The organism is Serratia proteamaculans, from assembly GCF_008830365.1.
Lineage (GTDB): Bacteria > Pseudomonadota > Gammaproteobacteria > Enterobacterales > Enterobacteriaceae > Serratia > Serratia proteamaculans.
This window is the reverse complement of sequence record NZ_WBKI01000001.1, coordinates 169,997-192,775: the sequence shown is the minus strand read 5'-3', so window position 1 is coordinate 192,775 and position 22,779 is coordinate 169,997. Positions and strand designations below refer to the sequence as shown.

Annotated in this window: 25 protein-coding genes; 10 read left to right on the top strand and 15 right to left on the bottom strand. The window is 54.0% G+C overall.

Going from position 1 to position 22,779, the window contains the following annotated elements; all coding sequences use genetic code 11:
- Positions 1 to 4 precede the first annotated feature (4 nt).
- The 12 genes from holB to yceD all read right to left on the bottom strand — a co-directional run bounded on the left by holB (position 5) and on the right by yceD (position 9,770).
- Entirely contained in the window at positions 5 to 1,012 is a 1,008-nt protein-coding gene (gene holB, locus F8R23_RS00920) for a DNA polymerase III subunit delta' (protein ID WP_129934958.1), read from the bottom strand.
- Positions 1,012 to 1,650, bottom strand: coding sequence for a dTMP kinase (gene tmk, locus F8R23_RS00915; RefSeq protein WP_099062531.1), 639 nt, complete (start codon positions 1,648 to 1,650; stop codon positions 1,012 to 1,014). The genes holB and tmk overlap by 1 nt, the downstream gene beginning before the upstream one ends.
- Positions 1,640 to 2,665, bottom strand: a complete 1,026-nt coding sequence (mltG, locus tag F8R23_RS00910; RefSeq protein ID WP_129934960.1) for an endolytic transglycosylase MltG — start codon at positions 2,663 to 2,665, stop codon at positions 1,640 to 1,642. The genes tmk and mltG overlap by 11 nt, the downstream gene beginning before the upstream one ends.
- Before the next feature lie 13 nt (positions 2,666 to 2,678).
- A complete protein-coding gene (gene pabC, locus F8R23_RS00905) occupies positions 2,679 to 3,476 on the bottom strand; it encodes an aminodeoxychorismate lyase (protein WP_151415148.1) in 798 nt (265 codons plus the stop codon).
- A 176-nt stretch (positions 3,477 to 3,652) separates the two neighbouring features.
- A complete protein-coding gene (fabF, locus tag F8R23_RS00900) occupies positions 3,653 to 4,894 on the bottom strand; it encodes a beta-ketoacyl-ACP synthase II (protein WP_129934962.1) in 1,242 nt (413 codons plus the stop codon).
- Positions 4,895 to 4,975: 81 nt separating this feature from the next.
- Positions 4,976 to 5,212 (bottom strand): acyl carrier protein, encoded by a 237-nt coding sequence (acpP, locus tag F8R23_RS00895; protein ID WP_004719003.1) that lies wholly within the window; start codon positions 5,210 to 5,212, stop codon positions 4,976 to 4,978.
- A gap of 154 nt (positions 5,213 to 5,366) precedes the next feature.
- Positions 5,367 to 6,101, bottom strand: coding sequence for a 3-oxoacyl-ACP reductase FabG (fabG, locus tag F8R23_RS00890; protein WP_020826338.1), 735 nt, complete (start codon positions 6,099 to 6,101; stop codon positions 5,367 to 5,369).
- 11 nt (positions 6,102 to 6,112) lie between these two features.
- Entirely contained in the window at positions 6,113 to 7,042 is a 930-nt protein-coding gene (gene fabD, locus F8R23_RS00885; protein WP_129934963.1) for an ACP S-malonyltransferase, read from the bottom strand.
- Between the two features lie 16 nt (positions 7,043 to 7,058).
- Positions 7,059 to 8,012: a beta-ketoacyl-ACP synthase III gene (locus tag F8R23_RS00880; RefSeq protein WP_085116235.1), complete on the bottom strand. Its 954-nt coding sequence runs from the start codon at positions 8,010 to 8,012 to the stop codon at positions 7,059 to 7,061.
- A 6-nt stretch (positions 8,013 to 8,018) separates the two neighbouring features.
- Entirely contained in the window at positions 8,019 to 9,053 is a 1,035-nt protein-coding gene (gene plsX, locus F8R23_RS00875; RefSeq protein ID WP_129934964.1) for a phosphate acyltransferase PlsX, read from the bottom strand.
- A gap of 11 nt (positions 9,054 to 9,064) precedes the next feature.
- Positions 9,065 to 9,232: a 50S ribosomal protein L32 gene (rpmF, locus tag F8R23_RS00870; protein WP_012006327.1), complete on the bottom strand. Its 168-nt coding sequence runs from the start codon at positions 9,230 to 9,232 to the stop codon at positions 9,065 to 9,067.
- Between the two features lie 16 nt (positions 9,233 to 9,248).
- The gene (yceD, locus tag F8R23_RS00865; RefSeq protein WP_099062537.1) at positions 9,249 to 9,770 is read right to left on the bottom strand and encodes a 23S rRNA accumulation protein YceD; all 522 of its coding nucleotides are present in this window, start codon (positions 9,768 to 9,770) and stop codon (positions 9,249 to 9,251) included.
- Positions 9,771 to 9,911: 141 nt separating this feature from the next.
- On the opposite strand from yceD, the gene F8R23_RS00860 reads away from it, so the two are divergent.
- Entirely contained in the window at positions 9,912 to 10,493 is a 582-nt protein-coding gene (locus tag F8R23_RS00860) for a Maf family protein (protein WP_129934965.1), read from the top strand.
- A gap of 8 nt (positions 10,494 to 10,501) precedes the next feature.
- Here F8R23_RS00860 and rluC read toward each other — a convergent pair whose 3' ends face one another.
- Entirely contained in the window at positions 10,502 to 11,464 is a 963-nt protein-coding gene (gene rluC, locus F8R23_RS00855; RefSeq protein WP_085116231.1) for a 23S rRNA pseudouridine(955/2504/2580) synthase RluC, read from the bottom strand.
- Positions 11,465 to 12,016: 552 nt separating this feature from the next.
- Between rluC and rne the strand changes: the two genes are divergently transcribed.
- A complete protein-coding gene (gene rne, locus F8R23_RS00850; protein WP_151415147.1) occupies positions 12,017 to 15,409 on the top strand; it encodes a ribonuclease E in 3,393 nt (1,130 codons plus the stop codon).
- A gap of 62 nt (positions 15,410 to 15,471) precedes the next feature.
- On the opposite strand, the gene F8R23_RS00845 is transcribed toward rne, so the two are convergent.
- Entirely contained in the window at positions 15,472 to 15,759 is a 288-nt protein-coding gene (locus F8R23_RS00845) for a putative quinol monooxygenase (RefSeq protein WP_112348146.1), read from the bottom strand.
- A 224-nt stretch (positions 15,760 to 15,983) separates the two neighbouring features.
- Between F8R23_RS00845 and pyrC the strand changes: the two genes are divergently transcribed.
- The 8 genes from pyrC (at position 15,984) to F8R23_RS00805 (ending at position 21,563) form a co-directional block, all read left to right on the top strand.
- Positions 15,984 to 17,033, top strand: a complete 1,050-nt coding sequence (gene pyrC / locus F8R23_RS00840; RefSeq protein ID WP_129938773.1) for a dihydroorotase — start codon at positions 15,984 to 15,986, stop codon at positions 17,031 to 17,033.
- Between the two features lie 77 nt (positions 17,034 to 17,110).
- Entirely contained in the window at positions 17,111 to 17,350 is a 240-nt protein-coding gene (gene dinI / locus F8R23_RS00835; RefSeq protein ID WP_099064832.1) for a DNA damage-inducible protein I, read from the top strand.
- Between the two features lie 137 nt (positions 17,351 to 17,487).
- The gene (locus F8R23_RS00830) at positions 17,488 to 17,766 is read left to right on the top strand and encodes a hypothetical protein (RefSeq protein WP_129934968.1); all 279 of its coding nucleotides are present in this window, start codon (positions 17,488 to 17,490) and stop codon (positions 17,764 to 17,766) included.
- Positions 17,767 to 17,965: 199 nt separating this feature from the next.
- Positions 17,966 to 18,220: a biofilm formation regulator BssS gene (gene bssS / locus F8R23_RS00825; protein WP_129934969.1), complete on the top strand. Its 255-nt coding sequence runs from the start codon at positions 17,966 to 17,968 to the stop codon at positions 18,218 to 18,220.
- 143 nt (positions 18,221 to 18,363) lie between these two features.
- Entirely contained in the window at positions 18,364 to 19,479 is a 1,116-nt protein-coding gene (gene solA / locus F8R23_RS00820; protein WP_129934970.1) for an N-methyl-L-tryptophan oxidase, read from the top strand.
- A 226-nt stretch (positions 19,480 to 19,705) separates the two neighbouring features.
- Positions 19,706 to 20,332 carry a LuxR C-terminal-related transcriptional regulator gene (locus tag F8R23_RS00815; protein WP_129938774.1) on the top strand — a complete coding sequence of 209 codons (627 nt, stop codon included), beginning with the start codon at positions 19,706 to 19,708 and terminating at the stop codon, positions 20,330 to 20,332.
- A gap of 133 nt (positions 20,333 to 20,465) precedes the next feature.
- Entirely contained in the window at positions 20,466 to 20,582 is a 117-nt protein-coding gene (locus tag F8R23_RS00810) for a DUF2770 family protein (RefSeq protein ID WP_037423894.1), read from the top strand.
- A 3-nt stretch (positions 20,583 to 20,585) separates the two neighbouring features.
- Complete coding sequence (locus tag F8R23_RS00805; RefSeq protein ID WP_151415146.1) at positions 20,586 to 21,563, top strand: zinc-dependent alcohol dehydrogenase family protein; 978 nt, start codon at positions 20,586 to 20,588, stop codon at positions 21,561 to 21,563.
- Here the strand turns inward: F8R23_RS00805 and F8R23_RS00800 are convergent.
- On the bottom strand, positions 21,550 to 22,602 hold the full coding sequence (locus tag F8R23_RS00800; RefSeq protein ID WP_129934973.1) for an AI-2E family transporter: 1,053 nt from the start codon (positions 22,600 to 22,602) through the stop codon (positions 21,550 to 21,552). The two genes, F8R23_RS00805 and F8R23_RS00800, sit on opposite strands and share 14 nt — an antisense overlap.
- Positions 22,603 to 22,779 lie beyond the last annotated feature (177 nt).

Here is a 22,779-nt window from a genome sequence, read left to right as displayed (position 1 = left end):
TCTTTTACAGCGAATGAGGGTGGGAATAGCCGGTAGCGCCGAGCATCTGCTCCCAGCCAAGTAACTGTTCGGTCAGCAGCAGTTCACGGTTAACACCGACGACGCTCAGCAACTGATGACGGCAATAAAGCCATTGCTGCAACCCTTGCTGCAGCGAACTGCTGCTCAGGCGACTGGCCAGTTGGTGCACCAGCGGCTGCTGATCCTGATTCAATACAAAGCTGGCGGCCCCCTGCTGCCACTTCATGGCGTCCATCAATAACGCGCATAACCAGTGTAGCCGTTCAGCAACGTCTTCATGATTCAACACCGGCAACAAGGACAGCATGTCATGCTGCGGCAATGCGGCACTCAGGGCGCTGCACAGCGCGCTGCGCTGCTGCCAACGTTCTGGCTGCAGCAATTGCTCCGCAGCCAGCGGGGCGCCATCGTGCAGGCGCAAGGCCGTCAGAAGATCAACCTGATTACCCGGCGTTTGGCGGTTCAACCATTGCAGGCTGAGCTGCTCATCCGGACTGGCGAGGTGCCAATATAAACAACGGCTGCGCAGCGTCGCCAGCAGGCGTGAAGGCTCACGGCAACTCAACAGGAAAAAGGTTTTTTCCGGCGGTTCTTCCAGCGTTTTCAACAAAGCGTTGGCGGCGGCCTCGGTCAGCAATTCAGCCTGTGGTAGCCAAATCACCTTGGCGCCGCCCTGCTGTGCATGCGAATAAAGGATTTCAATCACCTGACGAATGGGCTCCACTCCCAGGCTGCTTTTGCCTTTTTCCGGCGTCAGCACGTGATAATCCGGGTGGTTACCCGCCAGCATCAATCGACAGCTATGACATTCACCGCAGCTTTTCTCACCGTTGCGGCGCTGGCAGATCAGCCAGCGGCTCAACCCATAGGCCAGCGCATCCTCGCCATTGCCCGCAGCGGCATGCAACAGCAGTGCGTGATGACCGCGACCGGTAGCATATTGCCCGACCAATTGCCGATAAGGGGTGTTCAGCCACGGATACCAGTTCATTACACGCCTTCCTGCTGCTGCAGCCATTGGCTAACGCTACGACGGATCGCCGCCGTCACCTGCTCCAGCGACTGAGAAGCGTCAACGGTGACAATAGAGTCATCCTGTGCCGCCAACTCCAGGTAACGCGCGCGGGTGCGCTCAAAGAACGGCAGTGCCTCTTGCTCGATGCGATCCAGTTCGCCGCGCGCACGCGCACGCTGCAAGCCCACTAACGGCGGCAAATCCAGGTAAAGCGTCAGGTTCGGCCGAAAATCTCCCAGTACCGTGTCACGCAGCGAAGCCATCAGTTGTTGATCCACACCCCGGCCCCCCCCCTGATAGGCTTGAGAAGACAAGTCGTGACGATCGCCAACTACCCAGGCACCGCGCTCCAATGCCGGTTTGATCACCGTTTCCACCAGTTGTACGCGGGCCGCATACAACATCAGTACCTCGGCCTTGATGGTCGGCAGTTCGCCATCCACGCCGCGCTTGAACAGGTCGCGCAGTTTTTCTGCCAACGGCGTGCCACCCGGTTCACGGGTAAAAGTAATATCGTTGATGCCATGCTCGCGTAGTACGTTGACCACGGTATCGCGCGCGGTGGTTTTACCCGCACCTTCAAGCCCTTCGATAACCACGAATTTACTTTTCATTCTTTTCCTTTAACGCCTGTCGATAGGCGCGCACTGCCTGATTATGGCTGGCCAGGTTAGTGGTAAATTGATGCCCGCCCTTGCCGTCGGCAACAAAGTACAAATAAGGCGTTTTCGCCGGATTGGCAGCAGCTTCCAGCGAGGCCTGACCCGGCATGGCAATCGGCGTTGGCGGTAAACCGTTGATCACATAGGTGTTGTACGGCGTCGGCGTTTCCAAATCTTTGCGGGTAATGTTGCCATTATAATTGTCACCCATGCCGTAGATCACCGTCGGGTCGGTCTGCAAACGCATGCCAATACGCAGGCGGTTAATGAATACCGACGCCACTTTAGTACGCTCCTCCGGCACTGCGGTCTCTTTCTCAATGATCGAGGCCATGGTCAGCAACTGTTCCGGTGTCTTGTACGGCAAGTCTGCCTCACGGCCTTGCCAGGCGCTCTCAAGCGCTTTTATCATACGCAGATGGGCTCGCTTCAACAGCGCCATATCACTCATGCCTGCCGTGTACAGATAGGTATCCGGGTACAGGCGCCCTTCCGGGCTGGTGCCTTCCGGCAGCCCCAGCGCTTCGGCGATTTCCGCCTCGCTTTTACCGGCCAGCGTATGTTTGAGGTATTTAGACTGTTGCAGCACCATCAGCCAGTCACTCAGGCGGGAGCCTTCAATAAAGCGCGCGCTGAATTGGGCTTCTTTACCGCTGGCCAACAGTTTAAGCATTTGACGCACCGTCATGCCCGGCGTAAAGCGGTAAGTCCCGGCCTTAAACTCCGCCAATTGCGGCTCCAGGCGCAGCAGCCATGGGAACCACTTACCGTTGCGGATCAGCTTGTCACGTACCAGCAACCCTTCCAGCGCCACTCGTCCGGTCCCTGCTGGCAGTTTAAAAATGGCTTCCTGCTGGATCGCCAATGGCGTATCCGCGAAGCGTTCAACCTTCTGGTAACCCCAAAACAGCAGGCCCAATACCAGAACAACAATAATAGAAACGAACTTCAGCTTTCTTTTCTTCATCAATCAGCCATCGTTAACAGTGTGGGCGCAAAAAATCATACAGTTGGCGTGAAGGGTAACGCCATGATTGCGCAGTATTGACCGGTAGCAACGGCATTAACGCATTGCTCACCAGCACTTCTTCGGCATCGGCCAGCGTCTCCAGCGGCTCACTGACGCAATGCAGCGAGTATTCGCTGCCCGTCAGCAGCTCAATCACCCGACGACGCATCAACCCGGCCACCCCGGCCTGACCCAAGTTCGGCGTAAAGACTGCTTTTCCCTTACGCCAGAACAAATTAGCCGCACAGCATTCCACCAGCATACCGGCAGTGTCAAGCACCAGCGCCTCGTCGGCGGTCGTCTGGTCAAGATGCGTGCGGATCAACACCTGCTCCAAACGGTTCAAATGCTTCAGCCCAGCCAACAGGGGATTACGCCCCAGCGCTACCGGACTGAGCGTCAGGCTGATGCCCCGTTCACGCCATGGCAGATAGTGTATCGGGTAGGCACTGCGAGAGACAATGCGTGTAGGAGCCTCACAGCCTTTCGAGCTGTAACCTCGGCCACCGCTGCCGCGCGTCAGTATCGCTTTGACCACGCCCAGGGGGATAGATTCTGCCGCGTGCACCATTTCATCTTCCAAAGCGCTCCAGTCACAGGCTGGCAGCATCAGCCGCTGTGCCGCCAACTGCAGTCGCTCGATATGCCAGGGCAACAGGTCGATTTTACCCTCGGTCACCCGGGCAGTCGTGAAACAACCGTCGCCAAACTGCAAACCGCGATCGCTTGGCGCTAGCGCATTGTGCTGATGCCCATTAATCCAGTACATAGACTCCCCCTGACCGCTTTGGTATCACTACAGAATAACAGGCGCAGGTGCCATTAGCAGCAGCTTGCCGTTTGGCTATAATACCGGCAAGCAGAGCTTTCCGAGTCACGGGTCAACGCCATAAAAAAAGCCCGGTTTTAAAAACCGGGCTTTTATAGCATCTGCCAACTGAGGTATTACACCTTGCGGAAGATCAGTGAACCGTTGGTACCACCGAAGCCGAAGGAGTTACACAGTGTGTACTGCATATCACTCACCTGGCGCGCTTCGTGCGGAACAAAGTCCAGATCGCAACCTTCATCCGGATTATCCAGGTTGATGGTTGGCGGAACGGCCTGGTCACGCAATGCCAATACGGTGAAGATCGATTCGATCGCGCCTGCAGCACCCAACAGGTGGCCGGTCATCGATTTGGTCGAACTGACCATCACGCGCTGCGCATCGCTGCCAAATACCGACTTCACCGCCTGCGTTTCGGCTTTGTCACCGGCCGGCGTTGAGGTGCCGTGCGCATTGATATAACCGATTTGTGACGTAGTCACACCGGCATCAAGCAACGCATTTTCCATCGCTAACGCTGCACCCGCCCCATTCTCAGGAGGGGACGTCATGTGATAAGCATCGCTGCTCATCCCAAAGCCGACAACTTCAGCATAAATCTTGGCGCCGCGTTTTTTGGCGTGTTCGTACTCTTCCAGTACCATCATGCCGGCACCGTCACCCAGAACAAAACCGTCACGGTCTTTGTCCCATGGGCGGCTGGCCGCTTGCGGGTTTTCGTTACGGGTCGACAATGCGCGTGCTGCGCCAAAACCGCCGACACCCAACGGGGTACTGGCTTTCTCTGCCCCACCGGCCAACATGACGTCAGCATCATTGTAAGCAATGATGCGCGCGGCATGGCCAATGTTGTGCACACCTGAAGTACAGGCGGTGGCGATCGAAATGCTCGGGCCACGCATGCCGTACATGATGGTCAGGTGGCCTGCAATCATGTTAACGATGGTTGACGGCACAAAGAACGGACTGATTTTCCGTGGGCCACCGTTAACCAGTGAACTGTGGTTTTCTTCAATCAAACCCAGGCCGCCAATACCGGAGCCGATAGCGGCACCAATGCGGCTGGCGTTAGCCTCGGTGATATCCAATTGCGCATCCTGCATAGCTTGCATGCCGGCCGCGATACCGTATTGGATGAAGGCGTCCATCTTGCGCGCATCTTTGCGTGAGATGAAATCCTCTGAATTAAAATCCTTTACCAGGCCAGCAAACTTGGTCGCATAGGCTGTGGTATCGAAATGGTCGATCAGGCTGATGCCACTCTGACCGGCAAGAAGAGCTGTCCATGTGGACTCTACCGTATTGCCGACAGGAGACAACATGCCCAGTCCGGTCACAACTACTCGACGCTTAGACACGTTTGTCCTCCAAGGAGGGAAAATATGACACTAGGGATAAAAAAAACTTAGGCGGTCGAGTGACCGCCTAGATATGTTCTCTTACTGCTGGCTGGCGTTGATGAAATCAATAGCTGCCTGAACAGTAGTGATTTTCTCAGCTTCTTCGTCTGGAATCTCTGTGTCGAACTCTTCTTCCAGAGCCATTACCAGCTCAACGGTGTCAAGAGAATCAGCACCCAGATCTTCAACGAAAGAAGCGTTATTTAAAACTTCTTCCTGTTTAACACCCAACTGCTCAACAATGATTTTCTTAACGCGTTCTTCGATAGTGCTCATACTCTTAAATTTCCTATCAAAACTCGCTTTCGCGATGGTTTTCGTAGTGTATAAAATGTTGAAAAAGATGCAACTAAATCCCGGCTGGTCAAACCACGATTTTACGCTATTTTGCGGTTTTTACCCCAAATAACGCAAATAGTTTTCGCATTTTTTAAATCATGTACATGCCGCCATTGACATGCAACGTTTCACCGGTGATGTAGCCAGCCTCATCAGAGGCTAAAAATGCAACAGCGCTGGCGATTTCTTTAGCATCCCCCAGCCGATTGGCTGGAACTGATGACAAAATGCCTGCACGCTGATCATCTGTCAACGCCCGTGTCATGTCCGTCTCAATAAAGCCAGGTGCCACGACGTTGACCGTAATGCCACGCGAAGCAACTTCACGTGCCAAAGACTTACTAAAACCAATCAAACCGGCTTTAGCCGCCGCGTAATTAGCCTGCCCTGCGTTCCCCATGGTTCCGACTACAGAACCGATGGTGATGATACGGCCAAACCGCTTTTTCATCATAGCTCGCATTACCGCTTTTGACAGACGGAATACGGAAGTCAGATTGGTGTTCAGGATATCCTGCCACTCATCGTCCTTCATACGCATCAGGAGGTTATCACGCGTAATACCGGCATTATTCACTAAAATGTCGATTTCGCCAAATTCAGCACGAATAGATGCCAGAACGCTGTCGATAGATTGAGCATCGACCACATTCAACGCAAACCCTTTGCCGTTTGCACCCAGGTAGCTGCTGATAGCCTCAGCGCCGCTTTCACTGGTGGCGGTGCCGATAACTTTAGCACCACGTGCTACAAACGTTTCTGCAATAGCCCGGCCAATACCCCGGCTAGCGCCGGTGACCAGAACAACTTTACCTTCGAAGCTCATTGTTTTCCTCTTTATTGTTCAAGCGCCGCTGTCAGGCTGGCTGCGTCATTAACCGCCGCCGCCGTCAGGGTATCAACAATACGTTTAGTCAGACCGGTCAGAACTTTACCCGGACCAACCTCTAGCAGCAGCGTAACGCCCTGTGCTGCCATAAACTCTACGCTCTCGGTCCAACGCACCGGACTGTACAACTGACGCACCAGCGCACTGCGGAGCGCTTCTGGATCGGTTTCGGTGCGCACGTCGACATTATTCACCACCGGCACCTGTGGCGCACTGAAGGTGATTTCCTGCAACGCGATGGCCAGCTTGTCTGCAGCCGGTTTCATCAGTGCGCAGTGCGAAGGCACGCTCACCGGCAACGGCAGCGCACGCTTGGCGCCTGCGGCTTTACAGGCCGCACCTGCACGTTCAACCGCTTCTTTATTGCCGGCGATCACTACCTGGCCCGGTGAATTGAAGTTCACCGGCGAAACAACCTGCCCCTGGGCAGATTCTTCACAAGCCTTGGCGATAGCCGCGTTGTCCAGACCGATAATGGCGGACATCGCACCAGTACCTTCCGGCACCGCTTCCTGCATCAGTTTGCCGCGCAGCTCGACCAGACGGATTGCCGCCTGGAAATCCAGCACGCCCGCGCACACCAGCGCCGAGTATTCACCCAGGCTATGGCCGGCCATGATTGCAGGCGCTTTACCGCCCTGCTGCTGCCAGACGCGGAAAATCGCTACGGAAGCTGCCAGCAATGCCGGCTGCGTCTGCCAGGTTTTGTTCAGCTCTTCCGCCGGCCCTTGCTGCACCAGTTGCCACAGGTCGTAACCCAGAACGGAAGAGGCTTCGCTGAAGGTCGCTTCAACGATCGGATATTGAGTGGCCAAATCGGCCAGCATGCCCAGAGTCTGTGACCCCTGGCCTGGAAAAACAAAAGCAAATTGCGTCATTTTTTCTTCCTGTTAATCAGAAACGAACCAGCGCCGAGCCCCAGGTAAAGCCGCCGCCAAAGGCTTCCAGCAGCACCAGTTGGCCGCGTTGAATCCGCCCATCACGCACCGCTTCATCGAACGCTGCGGGGACCGAGGCGGCCGAAGTGTTACCGTGACGATCGAGCGTCACTACCACTTTCTCCAGCCCCATACCCAATTTTTTCGCCGTCGCGCTGATAATACGCAGATTGGCCTGGTGTGGCACCAGCCAGTCCAGCGAGCTGCGGTCCAGATTGTTGGCCTGCAAGGTTTCATCAACGATGTGAGCCAGTTCGGTAACCGCAACCTTGAAGACTTCATTACCCGCCATAGTGACATAGGCCGGCTTGTCTTGATCCTGACGATCTTTGAACGGCAAGGTCAACAAACCGCCGTAGCTGCCGTCGGCATGCAGATGGGTCGACAGGATGCCGGGTTCTTCAGAAGCGCCCAACAGCACGGCGCCTGCACCATCACCAAACAGAATGATAGTGCCGCGATCTTCCGGATCCAGTGTGCGTGACAATACGTCAGCGCCAATCACCAGAGCATGCTTCACCGCGCCGTTTTTAACATACTGATCGGCGACGCTTAACGCATAGGTGAAACCGGCGCAGGCCGCAGCCAGATCGAATGCCGCACAGTCCTTAATGCCCAGCAACTGCTGCACCTGGCAGGCAGAACTTGGGAATGCGTGGCTCGAGGTGGTGGTAGCCACCACAATCAACCCGATGTCTTCTTTAGCCACACCCGCCATTTCCAGCGCTTTTTCAGCAGCATGGAAGCCCATCGTCGCAACGGTTTCATCCGCGGCGGCAATACGGCGTTCACGGATACCGGTACGAGAGACGATCCACTCGTCAGAGGTATCCACCATTTTTTCCAGGTCAGCGTTGGTGCGCACTTGTACGGGTAAATAACTCCCCGTACCGAGAATCTTTGTATACATGTACGATCAGTCACTCTTAGGTAATACAGCTTCAAGGCGCGCAGCAATCCTGTCAGGGACTTGCCGCTGCACCGCCTGCACAGCCTGTTCGATTGCAACTGCAAACGCGTGCGGGTTCGCAGCGCCGTGGCTCTTGATTACGGTGCTGCGCAATCCTAACAGACATGCGCCATTATACTGGTCGGGGTTCAGGTGGCCGAACCGCTTTACCACCCGTTTTTGCAACCAACGGCCCAACAATTTTAACCACCACGCCTGCTTGCCACCGTCTCCGGATGATTTCAGCAGCGATAAAAATACTCTTACCACCCCTTCCATGGTTTTCAGGGTGACGTTACCCACAAAACCGTCGCAGACCAGCACATCGGTTTTACCGGTGAGGAGATCGTTGCCTTCCAGATAACCAATATAGTTGATTGCCGGAGTCTTTTTTAGCACGGCGGCCGCTTCGCGGATGTTATCCAGACCTTTGGTTTCTTCTTCACCAATATTCAGCAGCGCCACGCGTGGTTGCGCAATCCCCACCACCTCTTCGGCCATCACCGCCCCCATCACCGCAAACTGTACCAGCATGGTACTGTCGCATTCGACGTTGGCGCCCAGATCCAGCACCACGGTTTTGCCACCCAGCTGATTCGGGATCACCGTCATCAACGCCGGCCGTTCAATACCGTCCAGCGGCTTAATCAGCATTTTCGCCAACCCCATCAACGCGCCAGTATTGCCTGCGCTGACACAGCCCTGCGCATCACCGTTTTTAGTCAGTTCCAGCGCAATGCGCATGGAGGTACCACGGCTGGCACGTATCGCTTGTGAGGGTTTGGCGTCGCCGGCAATCACTGATTCAGCGGGCACAACTTGCAAACGTTCCAGAAGAACCGGATCGGCTTTGGCAAGTAAGGGAGAGAGGGTGTCGGGATTGCCGACCAGCAGAAGATGAAGCTGTAAATTAGAGGCCAGTGCCTGCAATGAAGCAGGCACTGTGACGCAGGGACCGAAGTCCCCGCCCATTGCATCTAACGCCAGGGTTAGACGAGTCAAGGTACCGCTACTTAGCCGATAACCTTGCGACCGCGGTAGAAACCGTCGGCAGTGATATGGTGACGCAGGTGAGTCTCGCCAGATGCTTTATCTACAGACAAAGTGGCGGTGGTCAGAGCATCGTGTGAACGACGCATGCCACGTTTGGAACGGGTTGGTTTATTTTGTTGTACGGCCATGGACCTTACTCCTTAATTACTTACGCTTTAAACTGGCTAATACGGCAAATGGATTTGGTTTCTCTGCCTCTGCAGGCAGTTTGCCAAATACCATGTCCGCTTCGGACACTTCACAGTGTTCAGATTCATGTACCGGGACGACAGGCAATGAAAGAATAATTTCGTCTTCAATCATTGCCAGCAGATCGACTTCACCAAACTCATCGACTTCGATCGGCTCGTACGCTCCCGGTAATGCCTCAGCCTGCTCATCATTGACGACCGGGCTAAAACAATATGTTGTGTGAACATGATGTTCAAACGGCACTCCACAGCGTTGGCACATCAGCATTACCTGGACGTCCGCATGCCCTGTTATTACCGCGAGGCGCTGGTTATCAATATCAAAGGATAACGAGACCTCAACATCACTGTCCACACTGACCACAGAGGCGGCAACACGTGTAACCTGCTCAGGCGCATAGGAACCAACATAGTCCAGGCGTTTCTGAGCGGTACGTACCGCATCAATGGTCAAGGGTAATTTTACCTTTTGCATAGGGCGCGCATATTAACTTTGTAACGACTTAGAGTCAAAGAAAAAGGCCGTAAAACGGCACCTTTCACCAATATTCGCTTCCTCAGCGGCGGACAGTTTAAAATGCCCACTCTATTTACGCTACGGTTTACGAAAAAAATTATGCAAAGACTGCTCCTTGCCTCCACCTCGACCTACCGCAAGACGCTGCTGGAAAAGCTGCATCTGCCTTTTATCTGTGCCGCTCCGCAGGTCGATGAAGCCCCGCTGGCCGGGGAAAACGCCGAAGCGCTGGTGCTACGACTGGCCGCGGCGAAGGCCCAGGCATTAGCCAGCGCCTACCCCGACCACCTGATTATCGGCTCAGATCAGGTCTGCGTGATTGACGGTAAAATCACCGGAAAACCACACACCGAAGAAAATGCCCGCGCGCAATTGCGTCAGGCCAGCGGCCAAAAGGTCACTTTTTATACCGGCCTGGCGTTATACAACAGCCATAGTCAACACCTGCAACTGCTTTGCGAACCCTTTCACGTGCATTTCCGTATGTTGAGTGAGGCTGAAATCGACGCCTATGTTCACCTTGAGCAACCGCTCAACTGCGCAGGCAGCTTTAAAAGTGAAGGTTTGGGCATTGCGTTATTCGACAAGCTGGAGGGGCGGGATCCGAATGCGTTGATCGGTCTGCCGCTGATTGCGCTACTGGAGATGCTGCGGGCTGAAGGCATCAACCCGCTGGCATAAAGTACGGCTTACTGTTCTTTAGACTGCTTGCGCAATACCTGCAGGCAGTGGCGCAACTCTGCGTCCATCGGCGCTTCGATACGCATCGTTTCGCCAGTGCCTGGGTGTTCAAAGCGCAGCGCTGCCGCATGCAGGAACAAACGTTTGAGCCCGGTTCCCGCCAATTGGCGATCAAATTCACGATCGCCATAGCGGTCGTCAAAGGCTATTGGATGTCCGGCGTGCAGGGCGTGAACGCGGATCTGGTGAGTGCGTCCGGTGATCGGGCTGGCCTTGACCAGCGTCGCATGCTCAAAGCGCTCTTCCACCTTGAAGCGGGTTTCCGACGGTTTGCCCTCGCTGTTAACGCGCACAATACGTTCACCGCTCTGCAGAATATTTTTCAGCAGCGGCGCCTGTACCGCTTTGCAATGCGACTGCCATTGACCGCGAACCAGTGCCAGATAATCCTTCTGCATCCCTTTCATCCGCAGTTGCTCATGCAAGGAGCGTAGCGCGGAACGCTTTTTCGCCACCAACAGCACGCCGGAAGTGTCGCGGTCCAGGCGATGCACCAACTCCAGGAAGCGGGCTTCCGGACGCAACGCACGCAAAGCTTCGATCACGCCAAAACTCAGACCGCTGCCACCATGCACCGCAGTGCCTGAAGGTTTGTTCAGCAGCAGCAGGTGATCGTCTTCATACAGAATGCAATTGGCCAGCGCGGCCACTTTATCCAGCTTGGCAGAGACCGGTGCCTCTTCACGCTCGGCAACGCGTACCGGCGGCACACGCACCACATCACCGGGTGCCAGCTTGTATTCCGCTTTGATCCGTCCTTTATTAACGCGCACCTCGCCTTTACGTACGATGCGATAAATCATGCTCTTCGGCACGCCTTTCAGGCGGGCAAGCAGAAAGTTGTCGATTCGCTGACCGGCTTCGTCGTCAGAAATCGTGATGAGTTGTACTGCAGGAATGTTCGTTTTCATGGGGCAGGATTCTAAATAGAGCGCGTAAATAGCGCCACTTCTTTTTATGTGCTTAACTGTCTCTCTGACTGCAGGCGAAACTCCAGCGGACAATAAGGCAGCAAGCCGGTTTGAACGTTTGCGATTTCTTCCGCAGTTAAAGAAAAGTCACCTTGCTATAACAGTATCAGCAGTGGAATAATGCGTTTACTTTCCACGTTGATTCTCGTTAAACAGGGAAAACTGTGGAATTATAAAATTTGTCTGATGGCACAAAAACGCAGCAATGGCGTAAGACGTAATGTGAAATCAAACAATTAGCGGGCTGCGGGTTGCAGCTTGGCCGGCAAACGGAATCAGATCTGTCGACGTAAATCAGAGGCTATTCCCCTAGTAAAAGTGCTGTTTTTCACAAAGAAATACAGGCTTACCGAGATAATGCGCCCCTATGCAGGCGACAACCGTGAGGTTGACGGCTTTGCGAGAAGACACGGGGTTTTCGGTTTTAATCCGGCCATGAGGTTATTTTGCCCGCAGCTTTGTCGATAATGTAAAAATAACGAGTAAGTTAAGATGAAAAGAATGTTGATTAACGCAACTCAGCAGGAAGAGTTGCGTGTTGCCTTGGTAGATGGACAGCGGCTGTATGATTTGGATATTGAAAGTCCGGGTCATGAACAGAAAAAAGCGAATATTTACAAAGGTAAAATCACTCGTATAGAACCAAGTCTTGAAGCAGCGTTTGTTGATTACGGCGCCGAACGACATGGTTTCCTCCCTCTTAAAGAAATCGCTCGCGAATACTTCCCAAGTAACTACTCTTCCCATGGTCGCCCAAACATCAAAGATGTGCTGCGCGAAGGCCAGGAAGTGATCGTTCAGGTTGATAAAGAAGAACGTGGTAACAAAGGCGCTGCCTTGACCACCTTCATCAGCCTGGCCGGCAGTTATCTGGTGCTGATGCCGAACAACCCACGTGCCGGTGGTATTTCACGCCGCATTGAGGGTGACGACCGCACCGAACTGAAAGAAGCGCTTTCTTCCCTGCAACTGCCAGACGGCATGGGTCTGATTGTTCGTACCGCCGGCGTTGGCAAATCTGCCGATGCGCTGCAGTGGGATCTGTCATTCCGCCTGAAGCACTGGGAAGCGATTAAAAAAGCCGCTGAAGGCCGCGCTGCGCCATTCCTGATCCATCAGGAAAGCAACGTTATCGTGCGTGCATTCCGCGACTATCTGCGCCCGGACATCGGCGAAATCCTGATCGACAATCCAAAAGTTCTCGATCTGGCTAAAGAACACATTTCTGCCCTGGGCCGTCCGGATTTCAGCAGCAAAATCAAACTGTACAGCGGCGAAATTCCTCTGTTCAGCCACTACCAGATCGAATCCCAAATTGAATCCGCTTTCCAGCGTGAGGTTCGCCTGCCTTCAGGTGGTTCGATCGTTATCGACTCCACCGAAGCGCTGACCGCTATCGACATCAACTCCGCGCGGGCAACTCGCGGCGGCGATATCGAAGAGACTGCGTTCAACACCAACCTGGAAGCGGCAGACGAGATCGCTCGTCAGCTGCGCCTGCGCGACCTTGGCGGCCTGATCGTTATCGACTTTATCGATATGACCCCGGTTCGCCATCAACGTGAAGTGGAAAACCGCCTGCGTGACGCCGTTCGTCAGGACCGCGCACGTATCCAAATCGGTCGCATTTCCCGTTTCGGCCTGCTTGAGATGTCCCGTCAGCGCCTCAGCCCATCACTGGGTGAGTCCAGCCATCACGTCTGCCCGCGCTGTAACGGCACCGGCACCATCCGTGATAACGAATCGCTGGCACTTTCCATTCTTCGTCTGATCGAAGAAGAAGCGCTGAAAGAAAACACCAAAGAAGTTCACGCCATCGTACCGGTTCAGGTTGCTTCTTACCTGCTGAACGAAAAACGTGATTCGGTGAGCGCGATCGAAAAACGTCAGGGTGGCGTGAAAGCGATCATCGTGCCGAACGATCAGATGCAGACCCCGCACTACTCTGTACTGCGCGTGCGTAAGGGCGAAGAAACACCAACCCTGAGCTACCTGCTGCCGAAACTGCACGAAGAAGAAATGGCCCAGCCGCTGGAAGATGCGCCGATGGAGCGCAAGCGTCCTGAACAACCGGCTCTGGCTTCGTTCTCTCTGGCTGCGGACGCCCCACCACCGGCAGAAGAACCGGTTGTGGCTCAAGCTACCGTCACTGCGACTGCAACCAAGCAAACCGCACCAGCCGCTGCCAAACCGGGCCTGTTGGGCCGTCTGTTTGGTGGTCTGAAAGCGCTGTTTGCCGCTGAAGAACAGCCGGTGGTCGAAGCCAAACCTGTAGTGGAAGCGCCGAAGTCTGAAAGCAACGGTGAAAACCGCCGTCAGGATCGTCGTGGCCAACGCCGTCAGGGCTCCGGTCGTAAAGATCGCGGTGAGCGCGGAGAACGTGGTGAGCGTAGCGATCGTCCAGAACGCGGTGAGCGTAAAGAGCGCGGTGAAGGTCGTGACAATCGCGAAAATCGTGAGCCGCGTGAAAATCGCGAACCTCGTGACAACCGCGAAGGCCGTGAAACACGTGAAGTGCGCGATGAACAGCGTCGTAACCGTCGCAATGCGCCACAAGCCACTGCTGCCGTAGTCGAAGAGCCGCTGTCTGAAGAAGCCGCAAAGGCACAGCGCGAAGAACAGCAACAGCGCCGGGACCAGCGTGCCGATCGTCAGCGTCGTCGTCAGGAAGAAAAACGTCAGGCTCAGCAGGAAGTGGCCGCGCTGGAAAGCGTAGAAACCGCAACCACGACCACAACCAATGTCAGCGTTGACGAAGATCTCGAAGAACGTCAGATGCAGAACATGCAGCGTCGTCAGCGTCGTCCGCTGACGCAGAAAGTTCGCGTGCTGTCTGCGGAAGAAGAACTGCATCGTGCAGCGGAAGAACTGCTGGCGCCAAAAGCACCGGTAGCGAAAGTCCAGGACGTGCAGCCTGCCCAAGTTGAAGACAGCGTTAAACTGCTGCCGGAAACCCTTGAAGCACAGACTGAGGATGATGCACAGGACAATCGCGCTAATGGCGAAAACGGCATGCCACGCCGCTCACGTCGTTCACCGCGCCACCTGCGTGTTAGCGGTCAACGTCGTCGTCGCTACCGTGACGAGCGTTATCCTACCCAGTCGCCAATGCCACTGGCAGGGGCTTTCGCCTCTCCGGAAATGGCTTCGGGCAAGGTATGGGTAAGTTACCCTGTCACACAAACCGCGCAAGTGATTGAAGAAGCAGAAGTTCAGACTGAAGCTGTCGAAATCGCTGCCGATAATGTCATGGCACAGGAAGCCGTCAGTGTTGCCGCTCCAGTGATTGCTGAAGTCGCGGTGCAAGCCGTTGCGCCAGTGAGCGAGCCGGAAATGGTTGCCACCGCAGTAGAACCCGTCCAACCGGTTGTTGAAACCGTTGAACCGGCGATCGCTGCCCAGGCCGAAGAAACCACACCAGCCCCTGTAGCTGAAGCGCCAACAGTTGAAGAAACTGCGGTAGTTGAAGCTGCACCAGTGGTAGAGGAAGCCCCTGCGGTTGAACCTGCCCCTGTGGTTGAAGAAACACCGGTAGTGGCTGCAGCAACAGTTGCTGAAGAAACTGTCGCTGAACCAACACCGGCGTTCGTTGAGCCGGCAATTGAAGCCGCCCCCGTGCAGGAAGTTGCTGCGCCGGTGGTGGTTGAAGAAAAAGCGCCGGTTGTGCAACAGCAGCCAGCGCCGGTGCAAGAGGTGCTGTATAAACACATCGCCACTGCGCCAATGACCAAGGCTCCTGCACCGGACTATGTAGCGGATCAGCAGCAGCAAAGTGATTGGCAGCGCCCTTCCTTCAACTTCGAAGGCAAAGGTTCAGCAGGTGGCCATGCGGCGGCAAATCAAGCCACCGCCCCGGCAACCAAACCGCAGCCGATTAACGACTAAGTTAATCTGCTTATATAAAAAAACCCGCCAAATGGCGGGTTTTTTATTGCCGATAAATCGGCTCAGGCAATTTTCTTCAACTGTTTGATATCCAGCAAATCCAGTTTGCCCTCTATCTGGCTAACGAAATGCTTAAAATGCTCGGTGGCATTGTGTTTTTCCAGCGCCTCGGCGCTTGCCCAACGCTCAAAGAATACGAAGGTGCCCGATTTTTCGAGATCGCGGTGCAAATCATATTGCAGATTACCCAGCTCCTGACGGCTTGGATCGATAATCTCATGCACCGCATCGCTGACGGCGGACACAAATTCAGGTTTCGCCTGTAAGGTGGCAATAACACGTACTTCCATTTCTCTCTCCCATTCCACATGATTAATGTTGATAACCCGGCAGTTATCGCGCAGGCATCATTAAAATCTCTGACACTATGCGCCTGATAGCCAATTGATTTCAACTTGCCGTGAACAAACAGATGCATCGGGAGCGCTTTCCGCTTATCCTTACACCCCGGCGTGAATAACCCCCATTATTCGCTTTTATATAGACCCGTATCTAACCGCCGGAGCCTTGCAACATGACTGCACAACCTCAAGCCCTGAAAATCCGCCGCCCTGACGACTGGCACATCCATCTGCGTGACGACGACATGCTGAAAACGGTTCTGCCCTATACCAGTCAGGTCTTTGGCCGGGCGATTGTGATGCCGAACCTGGCTCCGCCAATTACTACCGTCGCCGCCGCTCGCGCTTACCGTGACCGTATTCTGGCAGCGGTCCCTCAGGGGCATGATTTCACCCCGCTGATGACCTGTTATCTGACCAATTCACTGGATGCTACTGAACTGGTCAACGGGTTCGAGCAAGGGGTGTTCACCGCCGCCAAGCTGTATCCGGCCAACGCCACCACCAACTCCAGCCATGGCGTCAGCGATGTCAAAGCCATCTATCCGCTGTTCGAACAAATGCAGAAAATGGGTATGCCGCTGTTGATTCATGGGGAAGTAACCGATGCCGCCGTTGATATTTTCGACCGTGAAGCACGCTTTATCGAGCAGGTTATGGAGCCGATTCGCCGGCAGTTCCCGGAGCTGAAAATTGTCTTCGAGCACATTACCACCAAAGAAGCGGCGCAGTACGTGCAGGAAGGCAATCGTTTTCTTGGCGCTACCATCACCCCTCAGCATCTGATGTTTAACCGTAACCATATGCTGGTTGGCGGCATCCGTCCGCACCTGTTCTGTTTGCCGATCCTCAAGCGTAATATTCACCAGGACGCGCTGCGTAAGGCCGTTGCCAGTGGTTCAGATCGCTTCTTCCTCGGTACCGACTCCGCCCCCCATGCCAAACACCGCAAGGAATCAAGCTGTGGCTGCGCCGGCGTATTCAACGCTCCCAATGCTATCCCGGCTTACGCCAGCGTTTTCGAACAGTTGGGTGCCCTGGAGCATCTGGAAGCCTTTTGCTCGCTGAACGGCCCGCGTTTTTACGGCCTGCCGGTCAATACCGACTTCATCGAGCTGCAGCGCATACCCACTAGTCAGCCGGAAGAGATCGCCATGGGCAGCGAAACAGTAGTGCCATTCCTGGCCGGAGAGAGCCTGGGCTGGTCAGTGACAGCAGAATAATCTTTTTTTAATCTAGCCTCTTGCCCCCGCGCACGGTTAACTGTATAAATATCCAGTAAATCGCTTCGGGGGCAATTATGCGTGTTGAAGTCACTATAGATAAAACCAAACCGCTACCGTCAGGGGCCATCGAGGCTCTGACCGGCGAGCTGAGCAAGCGGGTAAACCGCCAATTTCCAGACACTCTGGTGCAGGTACGTTATGCCGGTTCCAACGGGCTCTCGGTATTGGGCGGCCTGAAAACAGATAAAGATCTGATCGCGGACATCCTCCAGGAAACCTGGGAAAGTGCTGACGATTGGTTTAGCGCAGAATAATACTGCAATGTAGTTTTTGCCGGGGGTCGCTCTCCGGCTTTTTTGTATTTAAAGCCCGGCACAACGCAGTTTAATTTTCTGCTGGAAGAAAAGCTTTATCTGGTCTGTACTGAATGCTTTAACAGGAGGTATTTGACATGGCCCCGGAAAAGGTAAAAACCGAAGAAACTATGACCTTTGGCGAACTACTGGCGCTGATTGCCGATCAAAAGCGACGTTTGAGCGTGCTGGAAGTGGCATTTTCCTATCTGGCCTTTGGCCTGGATGACAAAGCCAATCAATTATTAATTCACAGTCTGAAGCTCGAATCGCAAAATCAAAGCCGTGATGCCGAAACCCAACAGCACTTTGCCCATCTGGCCGCCGAGCTGGAAAAACGACTACAGGGTACTCCACGCCCCCCTGATGGTGAATGAATCTAATCTCGTTCCCCCACATGGTTTTGCGAGTCGACGTGTAGAATAATCACTCAATTAAATAATTATTTTGCAAAAAAAGGTGGGAAACTCTCCACCGCCGTAGCCAGATGCGTATACTGTAATTGCTCACATGATGATGGGCCGCATTGATCCTCGTTAGTCACTCACGGTAGTCACTACTCAATAAGGGGTCTTTATGGACAGAAATGATGAAGTAATTCAGACACACCCGCTTGTTGGTTGGGATATCAGTACTGTCGACGCTTATGACGCCATGATGATACGCCTTCATTACCTGTCTTCACGAGATCAGACACCCGAAAATGCCCAAGTAGACAGAACGCTTTGGCTAACCACAGATGTCGCACGTCAATTAATCAATATATTAGAAGCCGGCATCGCCAAGATTGAAGCAACGGATTACCAGGACCTTGATCGTAAAAAGCACTAATTCACTGTACCAAAATGCCTAAGGCGCCAGCGATTATCTCTGGCGCCTTTTTCTTTGCCTGCGAACCGCGCAACGGGTGCATTGCAGCGCCCAACCTTTTATCATAAAGAAATAAGAAACCTATAACAGAGAGGGGATGGCACGTGGAATATGACTTAATTGTTGTGGGCAGCGGCTCGGTAGGCGCGGCGGCAGGTTACTATGCAACACGGTCCGGCCTGAAAGTATTAATGATCGACAGCTCGATGCCACCACACCGTAACGGCAGCCACCACGGCGATACCCGCATTATCCGTCATGCCTACGGCGAAGGCGAAAAATATGTGCCGTTGATCCTGCGCGCTCAGGCTTTATGGAACGGGCTGATTAAACAAACCGGCGAGGAGTTGTTCCAGGACTGCGGCGTTCTGAACATGGGGCCGCAGAATTCTGAGTTTATCAACAACGCCCAGCACAGCGCGCAAAAATTCCGCCTCAATACGCAAAACCTTAACGCAGAACAGATTAACCAGCGTTGGCCAGAATTCAATGCACCGGAAGGTTACGTCGGCGTATTTGAGCCAGACGCCGGGTTCCTGCGCTCTGAGCAGGCCGTTGCCTGCCTGATTAAATTGGCTAAAGAGGCCGGCTGCGGACAATTATTCAATTGCCCGGTCAGCGCAGTGCAACCGATCGAGGGCGGTGTTGAAGTAGTCACCCCTGAAGGCCGTTTTCAGGGCCGTAAAGCGGTGGTCACCGCCGGAACCTGGGTAAAAGCGCTGCTGCCGGAGTTACCGATAGCCCCACTGCGTAAAGTATTTTCCTGGCATCAGGCGGATGGTCGTTACAGCGTCAACAACCGTTTTCCGGCGTTTACCGTCGAGGCACAGGACGGCAACCATTATTACGGTTTTCCTGCCGATAAAGACGGGTTGAAAATAGGCAAACACGATGGTGGCCAACCGATGGAGACACCGGAGCAACGCAAACCATTTGGCAGTTTCACCACTGATGGAACCGAAGTTTTCCACTTCCTGCGCCAATTTTTGCCGGGTGTAGGGGTATGTTTACACGGTGAAGCATGCAGTTATGATATGAGTCCAGATGAAGATTTCATTATCGATACTCTGCCAGAATGCGATCGCTTAATGGTCATCAGCGGTCTGAGCGGCCATGGTTTCAAGTTTGCCAGTGTGTTAGGTGAGATCGCTGCGCTGTTTGCTGAAGATAAAACCCCACCGGTGGACATCGCGCCCTTCTCTCTGAAACGCTTTGCTTAACCCCTTCCCGTTAACTTAATCGCACCCGCCCACCCGCGCGGGTTGCGGTTATGTTTTTTAGTTACATGACAAAACTATCATAACGACCTGAAATATATTGTTAAAAATATTTCAACGGAAATTTCTGGGGTAAGTATCCGGATTTCCGAATTGATCCCCCCTGGTGTAAGTTCTATTTTACAGCTGATATGCCCCTGCTATTTCTTCGAACAACAAGGACGTCACCATGAAACTGCTTGTCGTGGACGAATGCTGCTTCACTCGGGTCGGTATCGATAACTATTTTACTGACAATGTTTTCGCCCAGGTAAAATGTTGCCACAGCCTGGAACAGGCAGCCCCCCTGCTGGACCACTACCGACCAAGTCACATTCTGGTAAACCTGACCAAACATTGCCGTCATAGTGAAGATGATGCTCAACTGCAGACCTTTATTGAGGCCACCTCATCGGCACTGTTGTTTATTTATCTGGATACGCCTTACCCCTACAGCGAAACGCCAATGCGCATCGCCGATCATGCTTTCCTGTTCAATAAAGCCACTTTGCCGGTGACGTTGCGCATGATGCGCGAAAAACCGGTGTCACTGATGGGTTGCAGCGTTGAACATTCGCTGTTCAGCCCGCAAGAACTGACGGTGATGAAGCACTGGATGGCAGAAATGCCCAATTACCGCATCGCGAAAAAGCTGCAAATCAGTTCTCATACGGTTTATGTTCACAAACGTCATATCACCGAAAAAATCAACGCCCGCAATCGGCTGGAGTTTTATTCGCTGTATAACGTGCTGCGTTACTTCTATCCACCAAGCGTCCCCACCAGCCCACTGTCACTGTCCCTGCTGGCGGTATAATCCAAAGCCTGCGCCAAAGCAGGCTGATTTTTCTTTTTAATTTGCCTCTGCTGCACGCTTTGCCCTCTCGACGGTATTAACGCCGCCCGCAAAAATCTATACTCTGCCTGTCCTTATCTTTTGGCTGCTGAGAATGCTAAACAAAATACTGTCGGCGATCGTCAACAATGTGCGTGAACATCTGGTGCTGTATATCTGCCTGTGGCTGGTGTTGTTAGCGCTGGATGTCTATTTCTTCTTTATCCCTTAATTCATGTCGCCCACTTTTCCCCGTTTACGCTTTAGCCGTTTTGGCCTCCCGGAACAGGTCATTGCCCTGGAACAGACCTACCTTCCCAGGCCACAATCCCATCAACTGCTGCTACAGATGCGCTATGCCCCTATCAATCCATCCGATCTGATCCCTATCTGCGGTCAGTATGCACACCGTATCGCCCTGCCCCAGGTCCCAGGCTATGAAGGCATTGGCGCAGTGGTAGATCCCCGTGGGCAACCGACCGGCAGACGCGCACTGACAGTCAGGGGGAATGGCAGTTGGCAAACCTTTATCACGCTCGACCAGGATAGGGTCATTTGGCTACCGGACGATATTGATGACGTTAGCGCGGCGCAAATCTACATCAATCCGCTCACCTGCTGGGTATTGTTGACGCAGTGGCTACCGCTAGAGGTTGGCGACATTCTGCTGATTAACGGTGGAGGGTCGGCGATTAGCCTGCTGTTCTGCCAGGTGGCGGCGCTGCGCGGAATTAAATTGGCAGTGGTAGTGCGTAATACAGCCCATCGACAGGCACTGTTGAATGCCGGTGCCTGGCGGGTTCTTCCAGGGGATTTACTGCAACAGTATAGCCTGCAACAACTCACAGGCCATGCGGCACGGGCGGCGATTGACTGTGTCGGCGGAGAAGAGGGTTTGCATCTGGCGCGTTCAGTCAGCGCCAAGGGTGACTTTGTTGCCCTGGGGTTACTGAGTAACCAACAGGTTGACTGGCAGTACATTGCTCAGCAACTGCGCTTGCGTACTTCACTGTTCCACCTGCGCAAATGGAATGCACAGGCAACGCCAGCCCAGTGGCAGGCGGCGTTCCAACAGCTTTTCCACTTGCTGAGGCGTGGACAACTGGAGTTACGTCCCCCCGCAGCCATCTACCCACTGCGGCACTATAAACTGGCGCTGCAACATGCCGCCGCCAGCAAGACGCAGGGGAAAGTGTTCTTTACTCCGGAGTAACCTGTTTGTCCGGCTGACCGTCACCGAGGATCACCGCCAGTTTATGCCCACCCTCGGTGGTCTCCAACGCGATACGGGTAATAATGGTCAGGGGAACCGACAACAGCATCCCCACCGGCCCCATCAGCCAGCCCCAGAAAATCAATGACAGAAATACCACCAGCGTCGACAACCCCAGTCCGCGTCCCATCACCCGCGGTTCCAGCATGTTGCCAATCACCAGATTGATAGTGATAAAACCCGCAGCCACCACCAGCGCATCGCCAAAACTGTTGAACAACAGGGCCTGAACCAACGGAGGAACGGCGGCGATCACCGAGCCAATATTGGGAATATAATTCAGCAAAAACGCCAGCAGCCCCCAGATAAAGGCAAAGCGCACGTCCACGACAGCCAGGAATGCCCAGACAATGATGCCGGTCGCCAGGCTGATCGCCGTTTTGATCAACAGATAACGAGTGACCCCATCCAGCGCGCGTTGAATGTTGGCAATGCCTTCACTCGGTTTATCCAGCGCCTGCTGCAATTTGTAGGGCAGCAGTTGTACTTCAAACAGCATAAATACCACGGTCATCAGCAGCAGGAAGATATTGGTCATCGCGCCGGAGAATCGGCTCAACAGGCGAGTAATCAGGTTCATCGCCGCGCTCGGATCGACATACTGCAACATCGCCTCGGTGGAAATGGTGATTTTGAAGCGATCGGCGTAATGCTGCAGTTCACTCAGCTTTTCCAGCATCATGCCGCGGTACTGCGGCAGCGAGCGCGCAAATTCGTTCAGCGATGCTCCCAACACGCCGACAAACAACATCAGCATCACCACCACGGCCACCACCAACAAAGTCACACCCAGTGCGCGAGGTATTCGCCAGCGTTCGAGCTGTATCACCAGCGGATTCAGCACCATGGCCAGGAACAGCGCCAACAAGAAAGGCACCACAACATCCACCGCCGCTTTAACACCGGCAAGAATAATCACCAACATCGCCAGCATAATCACCAGGCGCAGGCTGCGATCGGTCAACAGGGTTCGGCCCATACATGTCCTTTGCGTTAATAGCGCTGGCCCAGCGGGCCATCAGATGAGTGGTATGTTAGCAAACTCTGAGGTCACGTCGCAGAGCTATTACCGGGAGAATAAAAATCTCCGTTTTACTGAACCTCGACTGGAAATAATCGAAAATCTTGACTAGGGTTTATTTGTGAAAAAACTCAG

Bases quoted from the DNA above. Each gene is read 5' to 3' on its own strand.
- holB (WP_129934958.1), bottom strand. From the start codon at position 1,012: ATGAACTGGTATCCGTGGCTGAACACCCCTTATCGGCAATTGGTCGGG.
- rluC (WP_085116231.1), bottom strand. From the start codon at position 11,464: ATGAAAACGAACATTCCTGCAGTACAACTCATCACGATTTCTGACGAC.
- F8R23_RS00805 (WP_151415146.1), top strand. From the start codon at position 20,586: ATGTCGCCCACTTTTCCCCGTTTACGCTTTAGCCGTTTTGGCCTCCCG.
- mltG (WP_129934960.1), bottom strand. From the start codon at position 2,665: ATGAAGAAAAGAAAGCTGAAGTTCGTTTCTATTATTGTTGTTCTGGTA.
- acpP (WP_004719003.1), bottom strand. From the start codon at position 5,212: ATGAGCACTATCGAAGAACGCGTTAAGAAAATCATTGTTGAGCAGTTG.
- F8R23_RS00860 (WP_129934965.1), top strand. From the start codon at position 9,912: ATGCAAAGACTGCTCCTTGCCTCCACCTCGACCTACCGCAAGACGCTG.
- pabC (WP_151415148.1), bottom strand. From the start codon at position 3,476: ATGTACTGGATTAATGGGCATCAGCACAATGCGCTAGCGCCAAGCGAT.
- yceD (WP_099062537.1), bottom strand. From the start codon at position 9,770: ATGCAAAAGGTAAAATTACCCTTGACCATTGATGCGGTACGTACCGCT.
- bssS (WP_129934969.1), top strand. From the start codon at position 17,966: ATGGACAGAAATGATGAAGTAATTCAGACACACCCGCTTGTTGGTTGG.
- rpmF (WP_012006327.1), bottom strand. From the start codon at position 9,232: ATGGCCGTACAACAAAATAAACCAACCCGTTCCAAACGTGGCATGCGT.
- tmk (WP_099062531.1), bottom strand. From the start codon at position 1,650: ATGAAAAGTAAATTCGTGGTTATCGAAGGGCTTGAAGGTGCGGGTAAA.
- F8R23_RS00815 (WP_129938774.1), top strand. From the start codon at position 19,706: ATGAAACTGCTTGTCGTGGACGAATGCTGCTTCACTCGGGTCGGTATC.
- F8R23_RS00845 (WP_112348146.1), bottom strand. From the start codon at position 15,759: ATGGAAGTACGTGTTATTGCCACCTTACAGGCGAAACCTGAATTTGTG.
- fabG (WP_020826338.1), bottom strand. From the start codon at position 6,101: ATGAGCTTCGAAGGTAAAGTTGTTCTGGTCACCGGCGCTAGCCGGGGT.
- pyrC (WP_129938773.1), top strand. From the start codon at position 15,984: ATGACTGCACAACCTCAAGCCCTGAAAATCCGCCGCCCTGACGACTGG.
- rne (WP_151415147.1), top strand. From the start codon at position 12,017: ATGAAAAGAATGTTGATTAACGCAACTCAGCAGGAAGAGTTGCGTGTT.
- F8R23_RS00880 (WP_085116235.1), bottom strand. From the start codon at position 8,012: ATGTATACAAAGATTCTCGGTACGGGGAGTTATTTACCCGTACAAGTG.
- dinI (WP_099064832.1), top strand. From the start codon at position 17,111: ATGCGTGTTGAAGTCACTATAGATAAAACCAAACCGCTACCGTCAGGG.
- fabD (WP_129934963.1), bottom strand. From the start codon at position 7,042: ATGACGCAATTTGCTTTTGTTTTTCCAGGCCAGGGGTCACAGACTCTG.
- F8R23_RS00830 (WP_129934968.1), top strand. From the start codon at position 17,488: ATGGCCCCGGAAAAGGTAAAAACCGAAGAAACTATGACCTTTGGCGAA.
- F8R23_RS00800 (WP_129934973.1), bottom strand. From the start codon at position 22,602: ATGGGCCGAACCCTGTTGACCGATCGCAGCCTGCGCCTGGTGATTATG.
- F8R23_RS00810 (WP_037423894.1), top strand. From the start codon at position 20,466: ATGCTAAACAAAATACTGTCGGCGATCGTCAACAATGTGCGTGAACAT.